Annotated in this window: 19 protein-coding genes and 1 pseudogene; 9 read left to right on the top strand and 11 right to left on the bottom strand. The window is 72.2% G+C overall.

The genetic code is table 11. The features are described 5' to 3' along the window. Positions 1–67 precede the first annotated feature (67 nt). Together BS75_RS27565 and BS75_RS27560 are read left to right on the top strand one after the other, a co-directional pair. The gene (locus tag BS75_RS27565; RefSeq protein ID WP_034090189.1) at positions 68–1429 is read left to right on the top strand and encodes a transaminase; all 1362 of its coding nucleotides are present in this window, start codon (positions 68–70) and stop codon (positions 1427–1429) included. Positions 1430–1460: 31 nt separating this feature from the next. Next, the gene (locus BS75_RS27560; RefSeq protein WP_034090188.1) at positions 1461–1901 is read left to right on the top strand and encodes an Lrp/AsnC family transcriptional regulator; all 441 of its coding nucleotides are present in this window, start codon (positions 1461–1463) and stop codon (positions 1899–1901) included. A gap of 75 nt (positions 1902–1976) precedes the next feature. Here the strand turns inward: BS75_RS27560 and BS75_RS27555 are convergent, their stop codons facing one another. Next, a complete protein-coding gene (locus BS75_RS27555; RefSeq protein WP_034090187.1) occupies positions 1977–3428 on the bottom strand; it encodes a gamma-aminobutyraldehyde dehydrogenase in 1452 nt (483 codons plus the stop codon). Positions 3429–3601: 173 nt separating this feature from the next. Here BS75_RS27555 and BS75_RS27550 point away from each other — a divergent pair, with 173 nt between their 5' ends. The 4 genes and pseudogenes from BS75_RS27550 (at position 3602) to BS75_RS27535 (ending at position 7755) form a co-directional block, all read left to right on the top strand. Beyond that, a complete protein-coding gene (locus tag BS75_RS27550; RefSeq protein WP_042437387.1) occupies positions 3602–4075 on the top strand; it encodes an Lrp/AsnC family transcriptional regulator in 474 nt (157 codons plus the stop codon). Next, complete coding sequence (locus BS75_RS27545; protein WP_034090185.1) at positions 4072–5463, top strand: aspartate aminotransferase family protein; 1392 nt, start codon at positions 4072–4074, stop codon at positions 5461–5463. The genes BS75_RS27550 and BS75_RS27545 overlap by 4 nt, the downstream gene beginning before the upstream one ends. 115 nt (positions 5464–5578) lie before the next feature. Next, a pseudogene (locus tag BS75_RS27540) lies at positions 5579–6310 on the top strand (ABC transporter ATP-binding protein); the annotation flags it as partial. 287 nt (positions 6311–6597) lie between these two features. Further along, entirely contained in the window at positions 6598–7755 is a 1158-nt protein-coding gene (locus tag BS75_RS27535) for a hypothetical protein (RefSeq protein ID WP_034090184.1), read from the top strand. Positions 7756–7843: 88 nt separating this feature from the next. Here the strand turns inward: BS75_RS27535 and rlmN are convergent, their stop codons facing one another. From rlmN to rpsB, 6 genes are all read right to left on the bottom strand, one after another. Then, the gene (gene rlmN / locus BS75_RS27530) at positions 7844–8965 is read right to left on the bottom strand and encodes a 23S rRNA (adenine(2503)-C(2))-methyltransferase RlmN (RefSeq protein ID WP_034090183.1); all 1122 of its coding nucleotides are present in this window, start codon (positions 8963–8965) and stop codon (positions 7844–7846) included. A 116-nt stretch (positions 8966–9081) separates the two neighbouring features. Next, positions 9082–10407, bottom strand: a complete 1326-nt coding sequence (locus tag BS75_RS27525) for a phosphatidate cytidylyltransferase (protein WP_081982615.1) — start codon at positions 10405–10407, stop codon at positions 9082–9084. Next, positions 10407–10964, bottom strand: coding sequence for a ribosome recycling factor (gene frr, locus BS75_RS27520; RefSeq protein ID WP_034090182.1), 558 nt, complete (start codon positions 10962–10964; stop codon positions 10407–10409). The genes BS75_RS27525 and frr overlap by 1 nt, the downstream gene beginning before the upstream one ends. Positions 10965–11114: 150 nt before the next feature. Next, positions 11115–11861, bottom strand: coding sequence for a UMP kinase (gene pyrH, locus BS75_RS27515; protein WP_152645723.1), 747 nt, complete (start codon positions 11859–11861; stop codon positions 11115–11117). Positions 11862–12070: 209 nt separating this feature from the next. Beyond that, a complete protein-coding gene (tsf, locus tag BS75_RS27510; protein ID WP_034090181.1) occupies positions 12071–12907 on the bottom strand; it encodes a translation elongation factor Ts in 837 nt (278 codons plus the stop codon). 140 nt (positions 12908–13047) lie between these two features. Beyond that, on the bottom strand, positions 13048–13992 hold the full coding sequence (gene rpsB, locus BS75_RS27505; protein ID WP_034090180.1) for a 30S ribosomal protein S2: 945 nt from the start codon (positions 13990–13992) through the stop codon (positions 13048–13050). A 370-nt stretch (positions 13993–14362) separates the two neighbouring features. Between rpsB and BS75_RS44860 the strand changes: the two genes are divergently transcribed. Continuing rightward, positions 14363–15076: a murein hydrolase activator EnvC family protein gene (locus BS75_RS44860; protein WP_052069737.1), complete on the top strand. Its 714-nt coding sequence runs from the start codon at positions 14363–14365 to the stop codon at positions 15074–15076. A 79-nt stretch (positions 15077–15155) separates the two neighbouring features. Here BS75_RS44860 and BS75_RS27495 read toward each other — a convergent pair whose 3' ends face one another. The 4 genes from BS75_RS27495 to BS75_RS50665 all read right to left on the bottom strand — a co-directional run bounded on the left by BS75_RS27495 (position 15156) and on the right by BS75_RS50665 (position 19639). Continuing rightward, the gene (locus tag BS75_RS27495) at positions 15156–15731 is read right to left on the bottom strand and encodes a TetR/AcrR family transcriptional regulator (RefSeq protein WP_034093880.1); all 576 of its coding nucleotides are present in this window, start codon (positions 15729–15731) and stop codon (positions 15156–15158) included. 195 nt (positions 15732–15926) lie between these two features. Next, the gene (gene whiG / locus BS75_RS27490; protein ID WP_042437359.1) at positions 15927–16727 is read right to left on the bottom strand and encodes an RNA polymerase sigma factor WhiG; all 801 of its coding nucleotides are present in this window, start codon (positions 16725–16727) and stop codon (positions 15927–15929) included. A 438-nt stretch (positions 16728–17165) separates the two neighbouring features. Next, positions 17166–18257, bottom strand: coding sequence for a DNA-processing protein DprA (dprA, locus tag BS75_RS50670; RefSeq protein WP_034093878.1), 1092 nt, complete (start codon positions 18255–18257; stop codon positions 17166–17168). Then, positions 18254–19639 carry a YifB family Mg chelatase-like AAA ATPase gene (locus tag BS75_RS50665; protein ID WP_231607906.1) on the bottom strand — a complete coding sequence of 462 codons (1386 nt, stop codon included), beginning with the start codon at positions 19637–19639 and terminating at the stop codon, positions 18254–18256. Before BS75_RS50665 ends, dprA begins: the two co-directional genes overlap by 4 nt. A gap of 101 nt (positions 19640–19740) precedes the next feature. On the opposite strand from BS75_RS50665, the gene BS75_RS27475 reads away from it, so the two are divergent. After that, complete coding sequence (locus BS75_RS27475; protein ID WP_052069736.1) at positions 19741–20229, top strand: hypothetical protein; 489 nt, start codon at positions 19741–19743, stop codon at positions 20227–20229. Further along, a complete protein-coding gene (locus tag BS75_RS27470; protein WP_034090179.1) occupies positions 20226–20450 on the top strand; it encodes a hypothetical protein in 225 nt (74 codons plus the stop codon). Before BS75_RS27475 ends, BS75_RS27470 begins: the two co-directional genes overlap by 4 nt. Position 20451 lies beyond the last annotated feature (1 nt).

Below are 20451 nucleotides of genomic sequence, written 5' to 3'. Positions count from 1 at the left end.
GCCATCCATTGCCCGAACGCTCGAATCAACTGTACGGTCGGTGAACCGGCCCTACAGGAGGTTCGCCATGCCCGCATCCGTCGACCGCGCCCGACTCGCCGACCTGCTCGCCCGGGAGACCGCCGCGAGCGCCGCCCGCAACCCGCGCTCGCAGGCGGCCTACCAGCGCGCCGAGCACCTCTTCGGCCGGGTGCCGATGACCTGGATGAACAAGAGCGCCGGCGGCTTCCCGCTCTACCTCGACGGCGCGCGCGGGGCCCGGGTGAGCGACCTCGACGGGCACGAGTACGTCGACTTCTGCCTCGGCGACACCGGCGCCATGGCCGGCCACTCCCCCGAGGTCGTCGCCGAGGCGATCGAGCAGCGCTACCGGGTACGCGGCGGGGCGACCGCGATGCTGCCGACCGAGGACGCCGAGTGGGTCGGCGCCGAGCTGACCCGCCGCTTCGGGCTGCCCCGCTGGTCCTTCTCACTGACCGCGACCGACGCCAACCGCTGGGCGATCCGGCTGGCCCGCGCCGTCACCGGGCGCTCCAAGATCCTGGTCAACAGCTACAGCTACCACGGCAGCGTGGACGAGTCGCTGATCGTCGTCGGCCCCGACGGCGAGGGCGAGAGCCGTCCCGGCAATGTCGGCGCGCCCTGCGACGTGACCCTGACCAGCCGGGTCGCCGAGTTCAACGACCTGGACGGACTGGCGCGCCAGCTCGCCCACGGCGACGTCGCAGCGGTGCTGATGGAGCCGGCGCTCACCAATATCGGCATCGTCCTGCCCGAGCCCGGCTACCTGGACGGCGTCCGGGAGCTGACCCGGCGTCACGGCACTCTGCTGATCAACGACGAGACCCACACCTTCTCGGCCGGACCCGGCGGCGCGACCGCCGCCTGGGGGCTGACGCCGGACATCCTCACCATCGGCAAGGCCATCGGCGGCGGGATCCCGGCCGGCGGCTACGGCCTCTCGGCCGAGCTGTCCGAACGGCTGCTCGGCCGGACCGACCTCGACCTGATCGACATGGGCGGCGTCGGCGGCACCCTGGCCGGCAACGCGCTGTCGGTGGCCGCGATGCGGGCCACCCTGGAGCACGTCCTCACCGACGCGGCCTTCGCCGGGATGTGCGCGCTGTCCGAGCGCTTCGAGGCGGGCGTCCGCGACGGCGTCGCCAAGCACGGGCTGCCCTGGTCCGTCAGCCGGCTCGGCGCCCGCACCGAGTACCGCTTCGCCGACCCCGCGCCGCGCAACGGCACCGAGTCCGCCGCGAGCGCGGACGGCGAGCTGGAGGACTTCCTCCACCTCTTCATGGCCAACCGGTCCATCCTGATGACGCCGTTCCACAACATGGCGCTGATGTGCCCGGCCACCACCGAGGCCGATGTGGACACCCACACCGCCGTCTTCGCCGAGGCCCTGGCCGAGTTGGTCGGGTAGGGAAGACTGCCGGGTAGGGAAGACTGGCAGCGTGGACGACATCGACCGGGCCATCCTGCGCGAACTGCAGACCGACGGCCGCATCCCCTACGCCGACCTGGGCCCCAAGGTGGGCCTCTCCCCCTCCGCCGCGCGCCAGCGGCTGCAGCGGCTGGTCGACAGCCGGGTGGTGCAGGTGGTCGGCGTGACCGACCCGATGGCCATGGGCGGACAGGCGATGGCGCTGCTCGGCATCGCGGTCGACGGCGACGCCCGCGCGGTCGCGGATGTGCTCGGCCGGCGCGAGGAGGTCGTCTACAGCGTGCTGACCTCGGGCGGCTTCGACCTGTTCGCCGAGGTGGTCTGCCACCAGCCGCGCGAGCTGCTGGACTTCATCAACGACGTGGTGCGGCCGATCGACGGGGTCACCCGGGTCGAGAACTTCCCGTACTTCGGCATCCACACCCACCGCTTCCTCTGGGACGTGGGGTAGCAGCGACGCGGGACGGCAGCAGGGCCCGGACGCATTGCGTCCGGGCCCTGCTGCCGAGGCGTCAGCCTTCCAGGGTCAGCCTTCCAGCGACGTCATGACGTGCTTGATCCGGGTGTAGTCCTCGAAGCCGTAGGCGGAGAGGTCCTTGCCGTAGCCGGACTTCTTGAAGCCGCCGTGGGGCATCTCGGCGACCAGCGGGATGTGGGTGTTGATCCACACGCAGCCGAAGTCCAGCTTCTTCGCCAGGCGCATCGCCCGGCCGTGGTCCTTGGTCCACACCGAGGAGGCGAGGGCGAACTCCACACCGTTGGCGTTGGCGACGGCCTCGGCCTCGTCGGAGAACTTCTGCACGGTGATGACCGGGCCGAAGACCTCGTTCTGGATGATCTCGTCGTCCTGCTTCAGGCCGGAGACCACGGTCGGGGCGTAGAAGTAGCCGACCTCGCCGACGCGGTGGCCGCCGGTCTCCACCTTGGCGTGGGCGGGCAGCCGCTCGATGAAGCCGGCCACGTGGGCGAGCTGGTTGGCGTTGTTGACGGGCCCGTAGAGCACGTCCTCGTCGTCCGGCAGGCCGGTCTTGATCTCGGCGGCGGCCTTGGCCAGCGCGACCACGAACTCGTCGTGGATGGACTCGTGGACCAGCACCCGGGTGGCGGCCGTACAGTCCTGGCCGGCGTTGAAGAAGCCGGCCACGGAGATGCCCTCGACCGCACTGGCGATGTCGGCGTCGCCGAAGACCACGACCGGGGCCTTGCCGCCCAGCTCCAGGTGAACGCGCTTGACGTCCTTGGCGGCGGACGCGGCGACCTGCATGCCGGCCCGGACCGAGCCGGTGATGGAGGCCATCGCCGGGGTCTCGTGCTCGACCATCAGCCGGCCGGTCTCGCGGTCGCCGCAGACGACGTTGAAGACGCCGGTCGGCAGGCCGAGCTCCTCGAAGACGCCACCGATGATCTCGGCGAGCAGCACGGTCGAGGCCGGGGTGGTGTCGGAGGGCTTGAGCACGACGGTGTTGCCGGCCGCGATGGCGGGGGCGAACTTCCACACCGCCATCATCATCGGGTAGTTCCAGGGGGCGACCTGGGCGCAGACGCCGACCGGCTCGCGGCGGATGAAGGAGGTCATGCCCTCCATGTACTCCGCGCCGGACTTGCCCTCCAGCATCCGGGCGGCACCGGCGAAGAAGCGGATCTGGTCCACCATCGGCGGGATCTCCTCGGACGCGGTCAGCGCCAGGGGCTTGCCGGTGTTGCGGGACTCGACCGCGACGAGCTCCTCACCCCGGGCCTCGACCGCGTCGGCGATCCGGAGCAGGGCGAGCTGGCGCTGCGAGGGGGTGGTGTCCCGCCACAGCTCGAAAGCCGCGGCCGCGGCGGCCATCGCCGCGTCGACGTCGGCCTCGGCGGAGAGCGGGGCGGTGGCGTACACCTCACCGGTGGTCGGGTCGATGACCTCGGTGGTACGGCCGTCGGCCGCGTCGGTGAACGCGCCGTTGATGTAGTTGCGCAGCGTGTGAAGCTCGCTCACGGTGACCTCTCCTTGAATCGTGCACTCCGGCGTGCCCGGTCGGACCCAGCCTAGCTCTCTGCCTGCGGTTATCGGCAGACCTGAGCAGTAACAACGATGGAATCAGTTCTCTTCGTCGGCATCTTCGACGGATTCCCTTGCGAACGGGCGATCGATAGGGCAAGGTGGCCTCCGTGGCCAACCGTGACCGGAACGGCAGCGTTCCTCTCGACTCCGTCTCAAAGGCGATCATCGAGCAGCTGCAGGAGGATGGCAGGCGACCGTACGCCAGCATCGGCAAGGCCGTGGGCCTGTCCGAGGCAGCGGTCCGCCAGCGCGTCCAGAAGCTGCTCGACCAGGGTGTCATGCAGATCGTCGCGGTGACGGATCCGCTGACCGTCGGCTTCTCCCGACAGGCGATGGTGGGCATCACCGTCGAGGGCGACATCGACGGCGTCGCGGACGCGTTGGCCGCCATGGACGAGGTGGACTACGTCGTCGTCACCGCAGGGTCGTTCGACCTGATGGCCGAACTGGTCTGCGAGGACGACGAGCACCTCCTCGAACTGATCAATAAGCGTATCCGCGCGCTTCCCGGCGTGCGGAGGACCGAAAGCTTCGTTTATCTGAAGCTACGGAAACAGACCTACACCTGGGGTACCCGATGAGCGCCGATCCGGCCACGAAGAGTACGGGTTCTAGCGACCTGTCGAAGACCGCCTACGACCATCTGTGGATGCACTTCACCCGGATGTCCTCGTACGAGAACAACCCCGTTCCCACGATCGTCCGTGGTGAGGGCGCCTACATCTGGGACTCCAACGGTCGCAAGTACCTCGACGGCCTGGCCGGCCTGTTCGTGGTGCAGGCCGGACACGGCCGCGCCGAGCTGGCCGAGGTGGCCCGCAAGCAGGCCGAGAAGCTCGCGTTCTTCCCGATCTGGAGCTACGCGCACCCCGCCGCCGTCGAGCTCGCCGAGCGTCTGGCGTCCTACGCCCCCGGCGACCTCAACAAGGTCTTCTTCACCACCGGTGGCGGCGAGGCCGTCGAGACCGCGTGGAAGCTGGCCAAGCAGTACTTCAAGCTGACCGGTGAGCACACCAAGTACAAGGTGATCTCCCGCGCGGTGGCCTACCACGGCACCCCGCAGGGCGCCCTGTCGATCACCGGCCTGCCGGCCCTCAAGGCCCCGTTCGAGCCGCTGGTTCCGGGCGCCCACAAGGTCCCGAACACCAACATCTACCGCGCCCCGCTCTTCGGCGACGACCCGGTGGCCTACGGCCGCTGGTGCGCCGACCAGATCGAGCAGGAGATCCTGTTCGAGGGCCCGGAGACCGTCGCCGCCGTCTTCCTGGAGCCGGTGCAGAACGCCGGTGGCTGCTTCCCGCCGCCGCCCGGGTACTTCCAGCGGGTCCGCGAGATCTGCGACCAGTACAACGTGCTGCTCGTCTCGGACGAGACCATCTGCGCCTTCGGCCGCCTGGGCACGATGTTCGCCTGCGACAAGTTCGACTACATCCCCGACATCATCACCTGCGCCAAGGGCATGACCTCGGGCTACTCCCCGATCGGTGCGGCGATCATCTCCGACCGGATCGCCGAGCCGTTCTACAAGGGTGACAACACCTTCCTCCACGGCTACACCTTCGGCGGCCACCCGGTCTCCTCCGCCGTGGCGCTGGCCAACCTGGACATCTTCGAGCGCGAGGGCCTGAACAAGCACGTCCTCACCAACGAGGACGCCTTCCGCTCCACCCTGGAGAAGCTGCTCGACCTGCCGATCGTCGGCGACGTCCGCGGCAACGGCTTCTTCTACGGGATCGAGCTCGTCAAGGACAAGGCCACCAAGGAGTCCTTCAGCGACGAGGAGTGCGAGCGCATCCTCTACGGCTACGTCTCGAAGGCGCTCTTCGAGAACGGCCTGTACTGCCGCGCCGACGACCGTGGCGACCCGGTCATCCAGCTCTCCCCGCCGCTGATCGCCGACCAGGGCACGTTCGACGAGATCGAGCAGATCCTGCGCACGGTGCTCACCGAGGCGTGGAGCCGGATGTAGGTCCGTCCCACCCGTCCCACCCGTCCCACCCCGCCGCTGGGCGGCTGCCGACCTCACGGTCGCAGCCGCCCAGCGGTGTTTCGGCTTCCGACAGCGTGGCGCAACTGCACAGCGGATGACTCGTTCTACCTTCGGAAGCAGCACCAAGAGCGGGAGGACCCCAGTGACCGTCGCCCCACCGGACAACGACGTGCTGTGGGCACGGGCACTGGTGAAGGCCCACCAGGGCACCCCCGCGCTGCGCGGCGTCTCCCTCGGTGTCCGGGAGGGCGAGGTCCTCGCCGTCACCGGTCCGCGCGGCAGTGGCAAGACCACCCTGCTCGACTGCCTCAGCGGGCTGACCAGTGCCGACCAGGGCGAGATCTGGTTCAACAGCTCCCCCGTGCACACCCTCGGGCGGGCCGCCCGGGAGCGGCTGCGACGCGAGCGCTTCGGCTACGTCGGCCCCGAGCCGCAGCTGGTCCCCGAACTCACGGCCGCCGAGAACGTCGCCCTCGCCCCACTGCTGGCCGGTGCGACCCGCAAGGAGGCGGTGGTCGCCGCCAACGAGTGGCTGGAGCGGCTGGACATCGCCGACCAGGCCCGGCAGCGCCCGGCCGAGCTGCGGCAGGACCAGCGCCAGCGGGTGGCCGTCGCCCGCGCCCTGGCCCACGGCCCGCTGGTGGTCTTCGCCGACGAGCCGACCGCCCCACTGCACCGCGACGCCCAGGACCAGGTGATGCGGATACTGGTCGCCGCCTCGCGCTCGCACCGGATCACCCTGGTGCTGGCCACCAACGACCCGCAGGTCGCGGACTACGCCGACCGGATCGCGGCGATGTCCGACGGCAGGCTGGCCACCCCGGTAGGCGCCCGGCAGGCACGGGAGGCCCGGGCCCTGCAGTCGTCGAGCGCGCAGGCCCCGACGGGGCTGGCCGCTGCGGCTCAGGCAGCCGCCCGGGCCGCCGCGCGCGCCGCCGCCGTACAGGCCGCCGCGGTTGAAGCTGCCGCGGTTGAAGCCGCTGCGGCGGAAGCTGCTGCTGCGGCGGCCGCCGTACAGGCCGCCTCCGCCCAGCCGCCCGTCGAGCCGGTGGCCCCGAACACCATCGCTCCGCCGACCACCGCCCCGCCGACGCCCGAGGAAGACGCGGACCGTTGTTCCCCTACCTCCGTCTAGCCCGCGGCTACCGCCCGGTCGACCTCTGCCGCTGGCTGCTCACCGCCGTGGCCTCGGCCGCCGTCGCCGCGCTGCTGCTGCGCGCGCTCGGCTGGGCGCTGACCGTGCCGCCGGTCCCGATCGGCCACCCCGGCCCCGGGACGCACCCGGCCGGACCGCTGCCCTCGGCCGTCGCGGCCCGGCTGCTCTGGTGCCTGCCGCCGCTGGCCGGCGTCGGCTACCTGGCCGCGGCCTGGGCCCGGTCGGCCCCGCTGCAGCAGCCGGAACGGGTGGCCGGGCTGCTGGCGGCCGGATTCGGCCAGCGCCGGCTGCGGGTGCTGCTCGCCGTCGAGATCGCGCTGGCCTGCGTCGGCGGCGCGGTGCTGGGGCTGCTCGGCTTCCTGGTGCTCCGGGCCCATCTGCTGGAACTGCTGCCGGACGGACGGCTCGACCCCGCCCTCGGCGCCAGGAACGGCCTGCCGATCGCCGGAACGGCGACCCTGCTCTCGACCGTGCCGCTGGTCGGCGGCCTCGCCGCGGCCGCCGCCGTCCGTCCGGCGCTGCTCCGGCCGCCGGACGAGGGCGATGTCACCCAGCGCCGCCCCTCGGTGCTGTACCTGGTCGCGGCGGTGCTGGTGCCGCTGTTCGGAACGCTGGTCGAGCTCGCGGCGGTACGGCGCGGTGCCACCACCACCGCGCTGCTCGGCGGCGCGCTGGCGCTGGTCGGCCTGGGTCTGGCCATGCCCGCGCTGCTCTACGCCACCGGCATGGCGCTGGCCTGGCGCCACCCCCACCCGGTACGGCTGCTGGCCGGGCGCGGGCTGCAGGCCGGGGCCTGGCAGCTGGGGACCCCGATCGCGGTGCTGATCGTCACCCTGACCGCCGGCGCGGTCGCGGCCGACCGGCTCGGACTGTCGCCGGGCCCGCTGCTCACCGTCGAGGGCGCGCTGATCGTGCTGTGCGTCCTCGGTGCGCTGCTCACCCGGATGGCCGAACTGAGCGTCTCCCGCCGCCGCTCCTACTCGCCGCTGACCCGGATGGGCGCACCCGGCGCACTGCTCCGGCAGTGCGCGGCGCTGCGCGGCGGGATGGCCACGCTGGTGGCGCTGGCCGCCGGCGGCGGCGCGGCGGCACTGGCCGCCGCGCTCTCCAGTTGACCGAACGACCCGGTTGACCGGACGACCCGGTTGACCCGACGGCCGACCCAGTTGGCCGAACGACCCGGCTGCCCCTGCCCCGGTCGGCTCAGCCGGCCGCGGCCAGCTGGCCGCAGGCGCCGTCGATCTCCTGGCCGCGGGTGTCCCGGACGGTGACCGGGACCCCGTGCCGCTGCAGCTGCCGGACGAACTCGCGCTCGTCCTCCGGACGCGAGGCGGTCCACTTGGAGCCGGGCGTCGGGTTCAGCGGGATCAGGTTGACGTGCACCCGGTGGTTCTTCAGCATCCGGCCCAGCAGGTCGGCCCGCCAGGCCTGGTCGTTGATGTCCTTGATCAGGGCGTACTCGATGGAGATCCGGCGGCCGGACTGCTCCGCGTAGTTCCACGCGGAGTCCAGGACCTCGGCGACCTTCCAGCGGGTGTTGACCGGGACCAGGGTGTCGCGCAGCTCGTCGTCGGGGGCGTGCAGCGAGACCGCGAGCCGGACGCTGAAGCCCTCGTCCGCCAGCCGGTTCATGGCCGGGACCAGGCCGACGGTGGAGACGGTGATGCCGCGCTGGGACAGCCCGAAGCCGGAGGGGGCCGGGTCGGTGAGCCGGCGGATGGCGGCGATCACCCGCTTGTAGTTGGCCAGCGGCTCGCCCATCCCCATGAAGACGACATTGCTGAGCCGGACCGCGCCCTCCTCGCCCTCGGCGGTCCCGCCGAACTCCCCGGCCTTGATCGCCCGCATCCCGGCGGCGATCTGCTCGACGATCTCGGCGGTGGACAGGTTGCGGGTCAGGCCGGCCTGGCCGGTCGCGCAGAACGGGCAGTTCATCCCGCATCCGGCCTGCGAGCTGATGCACATGGTGACCCGGTCCGGGTAACGCATCAGCACCGACTCGACCAGGACGCCGTCGAACAGCTTCCACAGCGTCTTGCGGGTGGTGTCGTCGTCGCAGGAGACGTCGCGGACCTTGGTCATCAGCTCCGGCAGCAGGTTCTCGGCCAGCCGCTCGCGCGCGGCTGCCGGGATGTCGGTCCAGTCCTGCGGGGAGTCCGAGAGGCGGGAGAAGTACTGGCGGGAGAGCTGGTCGGCACGGAAGGGCTTCTCGCCCAGTTCGGCCACCGCTCCGCGGCGCTCGTCGGCGCTGAGGTCGGCGAGGTGGCGCGGGGGCTTGGCGCCCCGCGGCGCGACAAAGGTGAGTTCACCGGGGGTGGTAGGCATAGTTCCTCCAGTGTCGCAGGTCGCGGCACCGTGCTCGACAGGTCGGGATGAGGGGCATGACGAAGGCCCCGGCCGCCCGGCTGGGCGACGCGGGGCCTGCGGCCTGCGGAGAAGGGTCAGCCGGCGCCGACGAAGCCGACCAGGACCAGCCACACCACCGGGGCCGTGGGCAGCAGCGAGTCCAGCCGGTCCATGATGCCGCCGTGGCCCGGCAGCAGCGTCCCCATGTCCTTGATGCCGAGGTCGCGCTTGATCATCGACTCGCCCAGGTCGCCCAGGGTGGCGCTGACGGCCACGCAGGCGCCGAGGACCAGGCCCTGCCACCAGGAACCGTCCTTGATCAGGTACTGCATGCCCAGCGCGCCGGCCAGCATGCACAGCAGCACCCCGCCGGCCAGGCCCTCGCGGGTCTTGCCGGGGCTGATCCGGGGCGCGAGCTTGTGCTTGCCGAAGCGCGAGCCGGCCGCATAGGCGCCGGTGTCGCTGCACACGGTCAGCACCATGAACAGCACCACCCGCTGCGGGCCGTCGTGCGCAGCCAGCATCAGCATCACGAAGGTGGCCAGGAACGGCACGTAGAAGGCGGTGAAGATGCCCGCCGTGACGTCCCTGAGGTAGTTCTCCGGCGGCTCGCTCATCCGCCACACCAGTACGGCCAGGCTGGTCAGCGCCAGCGCGACCAGCCCCGCCTCGGGGCCGCCGAGGTAGGCGGAGGCCAGCATGGCGACGCCGCCGACGGCCAGCGGGGGCAGTGGGACGCTGATCCCCTTGCTCTCCGCCAGCCGACTGGTCAGCTCCCACATGCCGACGACCACGACCGCCGCGACGACGATCACGAACAGCCACTTGAAGACGATCAGCGAGGCCACCACGACCGCGCCGAGGCCGAGGCCGACGCCGACCGCCGCCCGGAGGTTGCGTCCGCCCTTCGGCGCCTTCGGCGCCGCGGGCGGGCCGGCCTGGTTCGGGGCGCCCGGGTTGGTGGGCCCTGGGTTGGCGGGCCCGGGATTGGGCGCGCCGAAGTTCGGTACGCCGCCGTTCGGCGGGCCGGCCATCGCCGCAGCGGCCATCGGCGGGCCGGCCATCGGCGGCCCGTCGGTGATCGGCGGGAGTATCGCCGTCTGCTCCGCCGCCGCCTCGGGCTGCGGCGGCGGTACGTCGTCGCGGAACAGCGGTCCGCTCAGCCGCGGCGCCGACTCGTGCCCGGGCTCCGGCTGACCGGACCGCTCGGGTCCGACGCCGGCCACGACCGGCGGCAGGTACTGGGTCTGCGCCGAGTCGTCCGTGCCGTGCAGCGGGTACTGCTGCTGCGAAGGGTCGAACGCCGGTCCCGCCCACGAGGGCGGGACCGGTCCTCCCGGTGGCGTTCCGGGGCCCTGCTGCGCTCGGGCCTCGGCACCCCTGTCACCAGAGGTGGGCCCCCAAAAGGAGTCGTCGTTCATCAGACCTCGAGGAGCTCGGCTTCCTTGTGCTTCAGCAGCTCGTCCACCTGCGCCACATAGCGCGCGGTGACGTCCTCGAGCTCCTTCTCGGCGCGGCGGACCTCGTCCTCGCCCGCCTCGCCGTCCTTGTTCAGCTTGTCCAGGATCTCCTTGGCCTTGCGGCGCACCGCGCGGATGGAAATCTTGGCGTCCTCGCCCTTGCTGCGGGCGACCTTGATGTACTCCCGGCGGCGCTCCTCGGTCAGCTGCGGGAACACCACCCGGATGATGGAACCGTCATTCGAGGGGTTGACGCCCAGATCCGAGTTGCGGATGGCCTCCTCGATGACCCGCAGCGAGGTCTTGTCGAAGGGCGAGACGACCGCCATCCGGGGCTCGGGCACCGAGAAGGACGCCAGCTGGTTGATCGGGGTCACCGCGCCGTAGTACTCGGCCACGATCTTGTTGAACATCGCGGGGTGGGCCCGGCCGGTACGGATCGCGGCGAAGTCGTCCTTCGCGACGGCGACGGCCTTCTCCATCTTCTCCTCGGCCTCGAGGAGGGTCTCTTCGATCACAATGTGCTCCTGTCCGGTGCTACCCGGTCTCGACTCCTGCTGTGCGGGCACTGCCACTACCGCTCGTACCGCTGCTACCGGGCACGTTCGCGGACGTCCGGCCGCTTGTCCATCCCCCTGCCGGTACCGGCGAGGGCCGGCCGACCGGGATCAGTCCCGTTCCGTCGCCCCGTTGATCAACGTGCCGATCTTCTCACCGCGCACCGCCCGGGCGATATTGCCCTCGGCCAGCAGTTCGAACACCAGGATCGGCAGGTCGTTGTCCTTGCAGAGAGTGATCGCGGTGAGGTCTGCGACCTTGAGATCACGCGTGATCACCTCGGAGTATTCCAGGCTGTCGAACTTCAACGCGCCCGGGTTGGTCCTGGGGTCGGAGTCGTAGACCCCGTCGACCCCGTTCTTGCCCATCAGCAGCACCTCGGCATGGATCTCCAGGGCGCGCTGCACCGCCGTCGTGTCGGTGGAGAAGTACGGCATCCCCATGCCTGCGCCGAAGATCACGACGCGCCCCTTCTCCAGGTGGCGCACCGCCCGCAGCGGCAGGTAGGGCTCGGCGACCTGGCCCATGGTGATGGCGGTCTGGACCCGGGTCTCGATGCCCTCCTTCATCAGGAAGTCCTGCAGGGCGAGGCAGTTCATCACGGTGCCGAGCATGCCCATGTAGTCCGAGCGGGCCCGGTCCATGCCGCGCTGCTGGAGTTCCGCGCCCCGGAAGAAGTTGCCGCCGCCGATCACGATGGCGACCTCGGTACCGCCGCGGACGACCGTGCCGATCTCCCTGGCGATGGCGTGGACCACGTCGGGGTCGACGCCGAGTCCGCCTCCTCCGGCGAAGGCCTCGCCGGAAAGCTTGAGCAGTACGCGGCGGCGCGTGCCGTCCTCTGCGGTCATCTGCATCAACTCCTCGTGGTGCGTGAACGTGTGCATGCGCTGGTACGAGCGCTGCTGCGAGCGCGCGTACGAGAGGAGGCCACTGCCGCGGGCACCGGAACGGTTACCTGCACGGCAGTGGCCTCCTCGTCGTATTCACGACTCACATCGTATGGGCGGACGCCCGGATCGGGCGTCCGCCACAGACCTCGCTGCCCCGGGCGGGGCTGCGGAGATCAGGCGCCGACGCGGAAGCGGGCGAAGCGGACCAGCTTGACGCCCGCCTCGTCCAGGACCTTCTGCACGGTCTTCTTGCTGTCCTTGGCGAACGCCTGCTCCAGGACCGCGTTCTCCTTGACGAAGCCGGTGACCCGGCCCTCGACGATGCGCTCCAGGGCGGCCTCGGGCTTGCCCTCCTCGCGGGCGGTGGCCTCGGCGATGCGACGCTCGTTCTCCAGCGCCTCGGCCGGGATCTCCTCGCGGGAGAGGTAGGTCGGGGCGAAGGCGGCGATGTGCTGCGCGACGTCCTTGGCGATCGCCGCGTTGGCCGAGTCGAGCTCGACCAGAACGCCGATGGCCGGCGGCAGGTCGGGGTCGGTGCGGTGCATGTACGCCGAGACGAAGGCGCCGTTGAACTGGGCGAAGCGACGGAAGACGATCTTCTCGCCCAGGGTCGCGTTGGCCTCGTCCACGAACTGCTGGACGGTCTGGCCCGGGTTGATCTCGCTGGCCAGCACGGCCTCGAGGTCGGCCGGGGAGGTCTTGGCGACGTGGGCGGCCAGCGCGTCGGCGACGACGACGAACTTGTCGCCCTTGGCGACGAAGTCGGTCTCGCAGTTCAGCTCGACCAGGACGCCGGAGGTGTTGTCCTCGGCGATCAGGGAGACGACGGCACCGTTGGAGGCGTCGCGGCCCTCGCGCTTGGCAACACCCTTCTGGCCCTTGATGCGGAGCAGCTCGACGGCCTTCTCGACCTCGCCCTCCGCCTCGACCAGGGCGTTCTTGCAGTCCATCATGCCGGCGCCGGTGAGCTCACGGAGCTTCTTGACGTCTGCGGCGGTGTAGTTCGCCATTCTTCTTCAGTCTCTTCTCGCGGTGTCGGTTCGCGGTGTCGGTTGAGGTGCGGGCCGGCCCCGCCGGATCACGGTCGGGGCCGGACGCGATGCGAGGGGCACGCCGGCGTCAGCCGCCGTACCCCTCGCCCTGAAGTCCGTCAGGCCTGCTCGGCCTCGGCGGCAGGGGCCTCGACGACGACGGCGTCGGTGGCGACGGCCTCCTCGAGCGGGGCGGCCTCCTCGACCGGAGCCTCGACGGCGGGGGCCTCGACGGCGGGGGCCTCGGCAACGGCGGCCTCGGCGACGGGGGCCTCGTCGGCCTTCTTCTCACCCTCGACGAGCAGCTCGCGCTCCCAGTCGGCGAGCGGCTGGTCGGCACCGGTCTCGACCTTGGCGTCGCCCTTGGCCGCACCGGAGCGGGCCATCAGGCCCTCGGCGACGGCGTCGGCGATGACGCGGGTGAGCAGCGTGACGGAGCGGATGGCGTCGTCGTTGCCGGGGATCTTGTAGTCGACCTCGTCGGGGTCGCAGTTGGTGTCGAGGATCGCGACGACCGGGATGTGGAGCTTGCGCGCCTCACCGACGGCGATGTGCTCCTTCTTGGTGTCGACGATCCACACCGCGGAGGGCACGCGCTGCATGTCGCGGATGCCGCCCAGGGTCTTCTCGAGCTTCTCGTACTCGCGCTGCAGGACGAGGAGCTCCTTCTTGGTGAGGCCGGAGGCGGCCACATCCGTGAAGTCGATCTCGCCGAGCTCCTTGAGGCGCTGCAGACGCTTGTAGACGGTGGAGAAGTTGGTCAGCATGCCGCCGAGCCAGCGGTGGTTGACGTAGGGCATGCCCACGCGCGTGGCCTGCTCGGCGATGGCCTCCTGGGCCTGCTTCTTCGTGCCGACGAAGAGGACGCTGCCGCCGTGGGCGACCGTCTCCTTGACGAACTCGAAGGCGCGGTCGATGTAGTTCAGCGACTGCAGCAGGTCGATGATGTAGATGCCGTTGCGCTCCGTGAAGATGAAACGCTTCATCTTCGGGTTCCAACGACGGGTCTGGTGACCGAAGTGGACGCCGCTTTCCAGCAGCTCCCGCATCGTGACGACGGCCATGGCCGTACTCCTCATTCTCGGTTGTCCGCAACGGCCGGGAGGCCGCTGCGCCTGACGCCTTGAACCGTGCCGTTCCGGCGAGGGAGGACCGGATCCTCCGAACGAACGGAGTCTCCTGGTGTCCCTGGCGGACCGAGCGGCACTTCACCGGGCGGACGAGAGCCGAACTACCGGTGGTGGGGCGTGCGAAGTCGACCCGGCACGCCGGGTCGCGAGTGAAGTGTACGGGAACTGCAGGACACGGGGCGAACCGTGCTGGACGGGGTGGCCTCACCCGAGCGGGTGAGGGAGTTGTCCACACCCCCGGTTCTGTCCACAGGGACGGGTTTCCGGCCCCCCGGAAGCGGCGTCCACGAGCAGAGTCCTGGCCATGGACTACTTCAGGATCGCCCCACGACTCGCGCTGCGGGCGTCGCCGCGGCCCCCGCTGCGGACCGGCGTCGGCTCCCCGGCCGGGCCGCCCCAGCTCGACGGCCGGAGCCTGCTGCTGATGCTGGGGCTGCTGCTCTGGCTCACCGTGACGCTGGTCGGGCCGCCGCGCCCGGCGCACGCCCGGGCGCTGCCGCTCCCGGCAGCGGCGGGTCTGCGGCCGGCCGAGCTGCGGCCTGCGGGGCTGCAGGCGGCCGAGCTGCGGCCGACCGAGCTGCGGCCGCTCGCGCCGATGCCCGTCGGGCACTCGCTCGCGGACGTGCTGCGCCGCTTCGATCCGCCGCCGCTGCCGTGGGCGGCCGGGCACCGGGGGGTCGACCTGGCCGCGCCGGTGGGCAGCCCGGTCCGGGCAGTGAAGGCCGGAGTGGTGTCCTTCGCCGGGGAGATCGCCGGCACCTTCTCGGTCGCGGTGACCCATCCCGGGACCGGCGACCCACCGCTCCGGACCACCTACCAGCCGTTGGAACCACTGGTGGCGACCGGCGACCGGGTGGCCGCCGGGCAGGTCATCGGCACGGTGGCGGCAGGCCCCTGGCACTGCCCGGCGAGCTGCCTGCACTGGGGGCTGCTGCGGGGCCACCGCTATCTGGACCCGCTGGCCCTGGTCGGCCTGGGCCGCTCCCGGCTGCTGCCGCCGGACGGGGCACAGGGGTAGGTCGGGAGCAGGGAAGGTCGGGAGGGGAGCCAGGTCCGGGGCGCGGCAGTTCCGGGGCGCGGCAGTTCCGGAGCGGAGGTCAGTCTCCCGCAGGCTCCGTCGGGACCACCCCGTGCAACACCAGCGCGACAGCGCTGTCGACCACGACGGTCGGGTCCTCGGCGGCGCCGAGTTCCAGCCGCTTCACCGCGGACTCGACGATGCCCTGGATCAGCACCGCCGCCAGTCCGGGCTCCCGGTGCCCGAGGTCGGCCAGCGCGGTGACCACCAGGTCGACCAGTTGGCCGTGTGCGGCCCTGATGCGCTCCCGGGCCTCGTCGTCCAGCTCTCCGACCGAGATGGCCGCGACCGCGCGGTGGCGCGGGGCGCCGGCCAGGGCGAGCTGCACCCGGACATAGGCCTCCACCCGGGCGGCCGGGGTGCCCGCCGCGGCGACGGCCGCGGCGATCTCGGCGGCCCAGGCCGGGAAGTCCACCGCACTGAGCTCGGCGACCACCGCCGCCCGGGAACGGAAGTACTCGTACACGGAGGACCGGGCCAGGCCGGTGCGCTGCGCCAGGTTCGGGAAGGTCAGTGCCTCCATGCCGCCCTCGACGAGCAGTGCGCGAGCGGCCTCCAGGAGCGCGTCGCGCTGCAACTGACGGTGTTGGGCCAGGGTGGCGGCACGGATCTTGGGCACCCGATCAGCTTAGACCGGTCCGTGCGGGCGGACGTGGACGCTGTCCGCTTCGGACCGGATGTGCGTCTCGGATCGGGCGTGCGTCTCGGATCGGGCGTGCAGCTCGGATCGGATGTGCTTCTTGGACCGACCGCGCGGCTCAGCGACCGTCCGGCTCAGCGGGCGTCCGGCTCAGCGGGCGTCGGAGAGCTTGGCGCGGAGCTGGAGCACGGCCTTGGTGTGGATCTGACTGACCCGGCTCTCGGTGACGCCCAGCACCTGGCCGATCTCGGCCAGGGTCAGGCCCTCGTAGTAGTACAGGCTGACCACCGTCTTCTCGCGCTGCGGAAGGGTGTTGATGGCCCTGGCCAGCAGCCGCTTCAGTTCGCGGCTCTCGGCGATCTCGACCGGGTCGTCGGCGGTGGTGTCCTCCAGGGTGTCGCCCAGACTGATCCGGCTGCCGCCCTCCCCGTCGCCGGAGTGCAGCAGTTCGTCCAGCGCAACGACGTTGGCCAGCGAGAGCTGGCTGAAGATGGTGTGCAGGTCCTCCAGCGCGATGCCCATCTCGGCGGCGACCTCGGGGTCGCTGGGAGTCCGCCGGAGGGTCACCTCCAGCGTGGCGTAGGCGCGTTCGACCGCACGCGCCTTCTGCCGGACCGAGCGCGGAATCCAGTCCAGGGCGCGCAGCTCGTCGATGATCGCGCCGCGGATCCGGCTGATCGCGTAGGTCTCGAACTTGATGGCGCGGGCGGGGTCGAACTTCTCGATGGCGTCGATCAGCCCGAAGACGCCGGAGGAGACGAAGTCCGCCTGCTCGACGTTGGAGGGCAGCCCCACCCCGACCCGGCCAGCCACGTACTTCACCAACGGTGAGTAGTGCAGGATCAGTTGCTCACGGAGCCGGGGGTCGCCCCGCTCCTTGTAGGAGCGCCACAGCTCGTCCAGCGGCCGCCGGGCCGCCGCCCGCTCGGCCTCGGTCTGCTGCGCGGGCACCGGGGCTGGGGCCGGAACCGGGGCCGGGCCAGTGCCAGAGCCAGAGCCAGGGGCGGAAACCGGGGCCGGGGCGGCAGTGGCGGCGGGGGTCGGGGTAGTGGCGGGCGCGGAATTCGGTACGGGAGCAGGCAGACGGAGCTGCGCGCTGGGCGCGGGGGACCCGCTGCGCGCCCCGGGAATGCACTGGGCCTCGCCATGGGGTGCCGCCCGCCGTGCGCGCGTCGACCCCCGGCGCCTGCTGGAGGTGCGGGGCTCGTCCCCGGGGAAGCCTGAGTACGTGGGCATGCGTCGTCTAGAGCCGTTCTGCCGTTCCGTCAGCTGCTGTCAGCCGAGCGGTTGTGAGCGTAGCGTGACGAGGTGCTGTCCGAGTGTTATGCGCCACGAGTGCTCGCTCGATCAGGTGGCGCGCCGGACCGGCGCCCGGCGCTGCAGGCCGAATCAGAGCGGTCGCGCGAGGCACCAGCGCGCGCCCCGGCGCACGACCAGTCCGAGCGCGCCCAGTTCGTAGAGGCGCTGCAGGACCGTGTCCGGACGCAACCCGGTACTCCTGACGAGCCGTTCGACCGGTGCTCCGGGGGCACCCGCCGGCAGCGCCTCCACCACCTGCAGCGCCTCGCCGACCAGGGCGTCGCGCGGCAGCAGCGGCCCCCGGCGGTCCGGGGCCAGGTCCGTGCCGATGCCGCCGACCAGTTCGACCACCTCGGCGGCGTCGGTGACCAGGCTGCCGCCGTCCCGGATGAGGGCGTGCACCCCGACCGAGAGCTCGCTGCAGACCGGCCCCGGCACGCCCATCACGATCCGGTTCAACTCCCGGGCGCGCCGGGCCGTGCTGAGCGCGCCGCTGCGGCGGGCCGCCTCGACCACCACCGTCCCCCGGGTGAGTGCGGCGATCAGCCGGTTCCGCTGCAGGAACCGGGGCTTGGTGGGGTGGGCGCCCAGCGGCAGTTCGCTGACCAGCAGACCCTGCTCGGCGATCCGGCCCAGCAGGGCGCTGTGGCCGCGCGGATAGATCTGGTCGACCCCGCAGGCCAGGATCCCCACGGTGATCCCGGTGGCGGCGAGCGCGCCCCGGTGTGCCGCCGCGTCGATGCCGTAGGCCCCGCCGGAGGCCACCGTCCAGGCCGAGTCCGCGAGTTCGGCCGAGAGCTCGGCGGCGACCCGGACACCGTAGTCGGTGCAGGCCCGGGCGCCGACCATGGCGACCGAGCGCAGGGCGAGCAGCCGCAGCGAGGCCGTGCCGCGGACCCAGAGCCCGATCGGCCGGGCCGGGCCCAGGTCGTCGAGCTGGGTGGGCCATTCCTCCTCGCCGGGGCAGACCAGCCGGGCGCCCAGGGCCGCCGCGTGGTCGAGGTCGGCACGCGCGTCGGTGCCCCGGGCGCGGGCCCGACGGCCCTCCCCGGACGGGCCGTCGAGCAGCCGCGCCAGCGCCTCCACCGGGCCGTGCCGCTCCAGCAGCAGCCCGACGGACTCGTCCCCGGGCTCGGTGATCCGGCCGAGTGCGGCCCTGGCCAGCCGTTCCGCCTCGGTCAGCACAGCGGTCCCCCGTCCCGGGGCAGCCCGTAGCGGACGCCGGTGCGCAGGCCGAGCGCGGTCCGCACCTGCTCGCGGTCGGGTCGGTCGAGCTCGGCGAGGTCCGCGGCGGTCCAGGCGACCCGCAGCACCCGGTCCAGCCCCCGGGCGGTCAGCAGCCCGCGTTCCAGGTCGCGTTCGGCGTCCCGCAGCGCCCCGTCGGCCAGCCGCCAGCGGGTGCGCAGCTCGTGCCCGGGAACCTCGCCGTTGGTGCGCCAGGGCGTGTCCCGCAGCCGGGCGGCGGCCCGCTCCCGGGCGGCGACCACCCGGGCGGCCACGGTCGCGGTGCTCTCCGCCGTGGCGTCGCGTTCCATCAGTTCGACCCTGGTCACGGCGTCGACCTCGACCCGGAGGTCGACCCGGTCGAGCAGCGGCCCGGAGAGCCGCCCCTGGTAGCGCGAGACCATCGCCGGCGTGCAGTCGCAGCCCTCGCCCCGGCGCGACCAGCGCCCGCAGGGGCACGGGTTGGCCGCCAGCACCAGCAGGAACCGGGCCGGGAGCCGCAGCGAGCCGGCGGCCCTGGCGATGACCACCTCGCCGGACTCCAGCGGCTGCCGCAGTGCGTCCAGCACCCGGACCGGGAACTCCGGGGCCTCGTCCAGGAAGAGCGCGCCCCGGTGGGCCAGCGAGACCGCGCCGGGGCGCGGCAGTCCGCTGCCGCCGCCGATGATCGCCGGCATGGTGGTGGAGTGGTGCGGTGCGCAGTAGGGCGCGCCGGTGAGCAGCGGTCGGCCGGGCGGGAGCAGTCCGGCGACCGAGTGGACGGCCGTCACCTCCAGGGCCTCCTGCGGGGTGAGCGGCGGCAGGATCCCGGGCAGCCGTTCGGCCAGCATGGTCTTGCCCGCACCGGGCGGGCCCTTGAGGTACAGGTGGTGCCCGCCGGCGGCGGCGATCTCCAGGGCGCGGCGGGCCTCGAACTGCCCGGCGACGTCGGCGAGGTCGCGGTGGTCCGGAGCGTCGGCGGCCCGGCTGCGGACGCCCAGTCCGGGCAGCGAGAGCCCGGCCAGGGCGTTGTCGGGCAGTCCGGCCACCTCCTGGGCGCCGGGTCCGAAACTGTCCTCGGGCGGGTCCTCGTGGCAGAGCAGCGCGATCAACTGGCGCAGGGTGCGGACGCCGTGCACCGCCATCCCGGGCACCAGCGCGGCCTCGGCCGCGGTCTGCGCCGGCACGACGACCCGGCCGTATCCGGCGTCGGCGGCGGCGAGGACGGCCGGCAGCACGCCCCGGACCGGGCGGACCCGGCCGTCGAGGCCCAGCTCGCCGACCAGCAGCAGCCCGGCGATGGCGGCCGGGTCGATCCGCTCGGCGGCGGCCAGCACCGAGCAGGCGATGGCCAGGACCAATGCTCTGCTGAGACAGTTTTAGAAGACAGACGGCCCCACCGGGAGATTCCAGTCTCCGGAGGGGCCTGACCACCACCTTGAAGCAACAAGGAGTTGGCTCCATGCACCTTCTCACGACCCGTCGCACCGCCGCCAGGATCGCCCGCGCCCTCGTTGGGCAGGCCGCCGCGAGCTTCGGCGCCCGCATCGCCGAGCACCGCGCCACCACCGCGCAGCAGGCCACGCAGGCCCCCGCCGAGGACGACGCCGAGCTGTACACCCCCGACGACATGCCGCCGCTCGACGACATCATGACCGCGGCCTCCGCCTACTTCCGCGCCGCCGACCAGGCCCGCACCGCCGACCGCGCGAAGCGCGCAGCGAAGAAGATCCTCAACAGGCTCCCCGTCGGCCGCTACGGCACCTGGGACGTCACCCGCGAGACGTCCGGCCGCGAGACCGCGGACCTCGACAAGATCCGGGCGATCTTCAAGGCCCACAACCTCGGCCCCGTCCCCATGAAGGCCAACGCGCCCAGCCTCAAGGTCCGCAAGGCCACCGTCACCGCCGCCCCCGTCGAGGCCGAGCTCAGTGAGCTGGTGGCCCGATGACCCTCACCCTCGTAAACGGCTACGACCACCCGGACGGGTGCACCGCCCTGTTGACGGCCGTCACCATCGCCGAGGGCATGTGCGTCCGCTGCGACCGCACGTGGCCCGAGTCGGACCTGTCCGAGGACGGCGACGGCGACCCGGTGTGCGTGGACTGCCACGCGATCGACCCGGGCGACGACCGCACCGAGCACCGCGCCTACACGTTCGCCGGGCGGTGAC

It is taken from the genome of Streptacidiphilus albus JL83, from assembly GCF_000744705.1.
Classification (GTDB): domain Bacteria; phylum Actinomycetota; class Actinomycetes; order Streptomycetales; family Streptomycetaceae; genus Streptacidiphilus; species Streptacidiphilus albus.
Note: the sequence above shows the minus strand (reverse complement) of the source record. Positions and strands in the feature narration are given on the sequence as shown.

What these genes read in the sequence shown, in the direction of transcription:
- BS75_RS27565 (WP_034090189.1), top strand. Translation starts at nt 68, where the DNA reads ATGCCCGCATCCGTCGACCGCGCCCGACTCGCCGACCTGCTCGCCCGG.
- BS75_RS27545 (WP_034090185.1), top strand. Translation starts at nt 4,072, where the DNA reads ATGAGCGCCGATCCGGCCACGAAGAGTACGGGTTCTAGCGACCTGTCG.
- rlmN (WP_034090183.1), bottom strand. Translation starts at nt 8,965, where the DNA reads ATGCCTACCACCCCCGGTGAACTCACCTTTGTCGCGCCGCGGGGCGCC.
- BS75_RS27525 (WP_081982615.1), bottom strand. Translation starts at nt 10,407, where the DNA reads ATGAACGACGACTCCTTTTGGGGGCCCACCTCTGGTGACAGGGGTGCC.
- pyrH (WP_152645723.1), bottom strand. Translation starts at nt 11,861, where the DNA reads ATGCAGATGACCGCAGAGGACGGCACGCGCCGCCGCGTACTGCTCAAG.
- tsf (WP_034090181.1), bottom strand. Translation starts at nt 12,907, where the DNA reads ATGGCGAACTACACCGCCGCAGACGTCAAGAAGCTCCGTGAGCTCACC.
- rpsB (WP_034090180.1), bottom strand. Translation starts at nt 13,992, where the DNA reads ATGGCCGTCGTCACGATGCGGGAGCTGCTGGAAAGCGGCGTCCACTTC.
- BS75_RS44860 (WP_052069737.1), top strand. Translation starts at nt 14,363, where the DNA reads ATGGACTACTTCAGGATCGCCCCACGACTCGCGCTGCGGGCGTCGCCG.
- BS75_RS27475 (WP_052069736.1), top strand. Translation starts at nt 19,741, where the DNA reads ATGCACCTTCTCACGACCCGTCGCACCGCCGCCAGGATCGCCCGCGCC.
- BS75_RS27470 (WP_034090179.1), top strand. Translation starts at nt 20,226, where the DNA reads ATGACCCTCACCCTCGTAAACGGCTACGACCACCCGGACGGGTGCACC.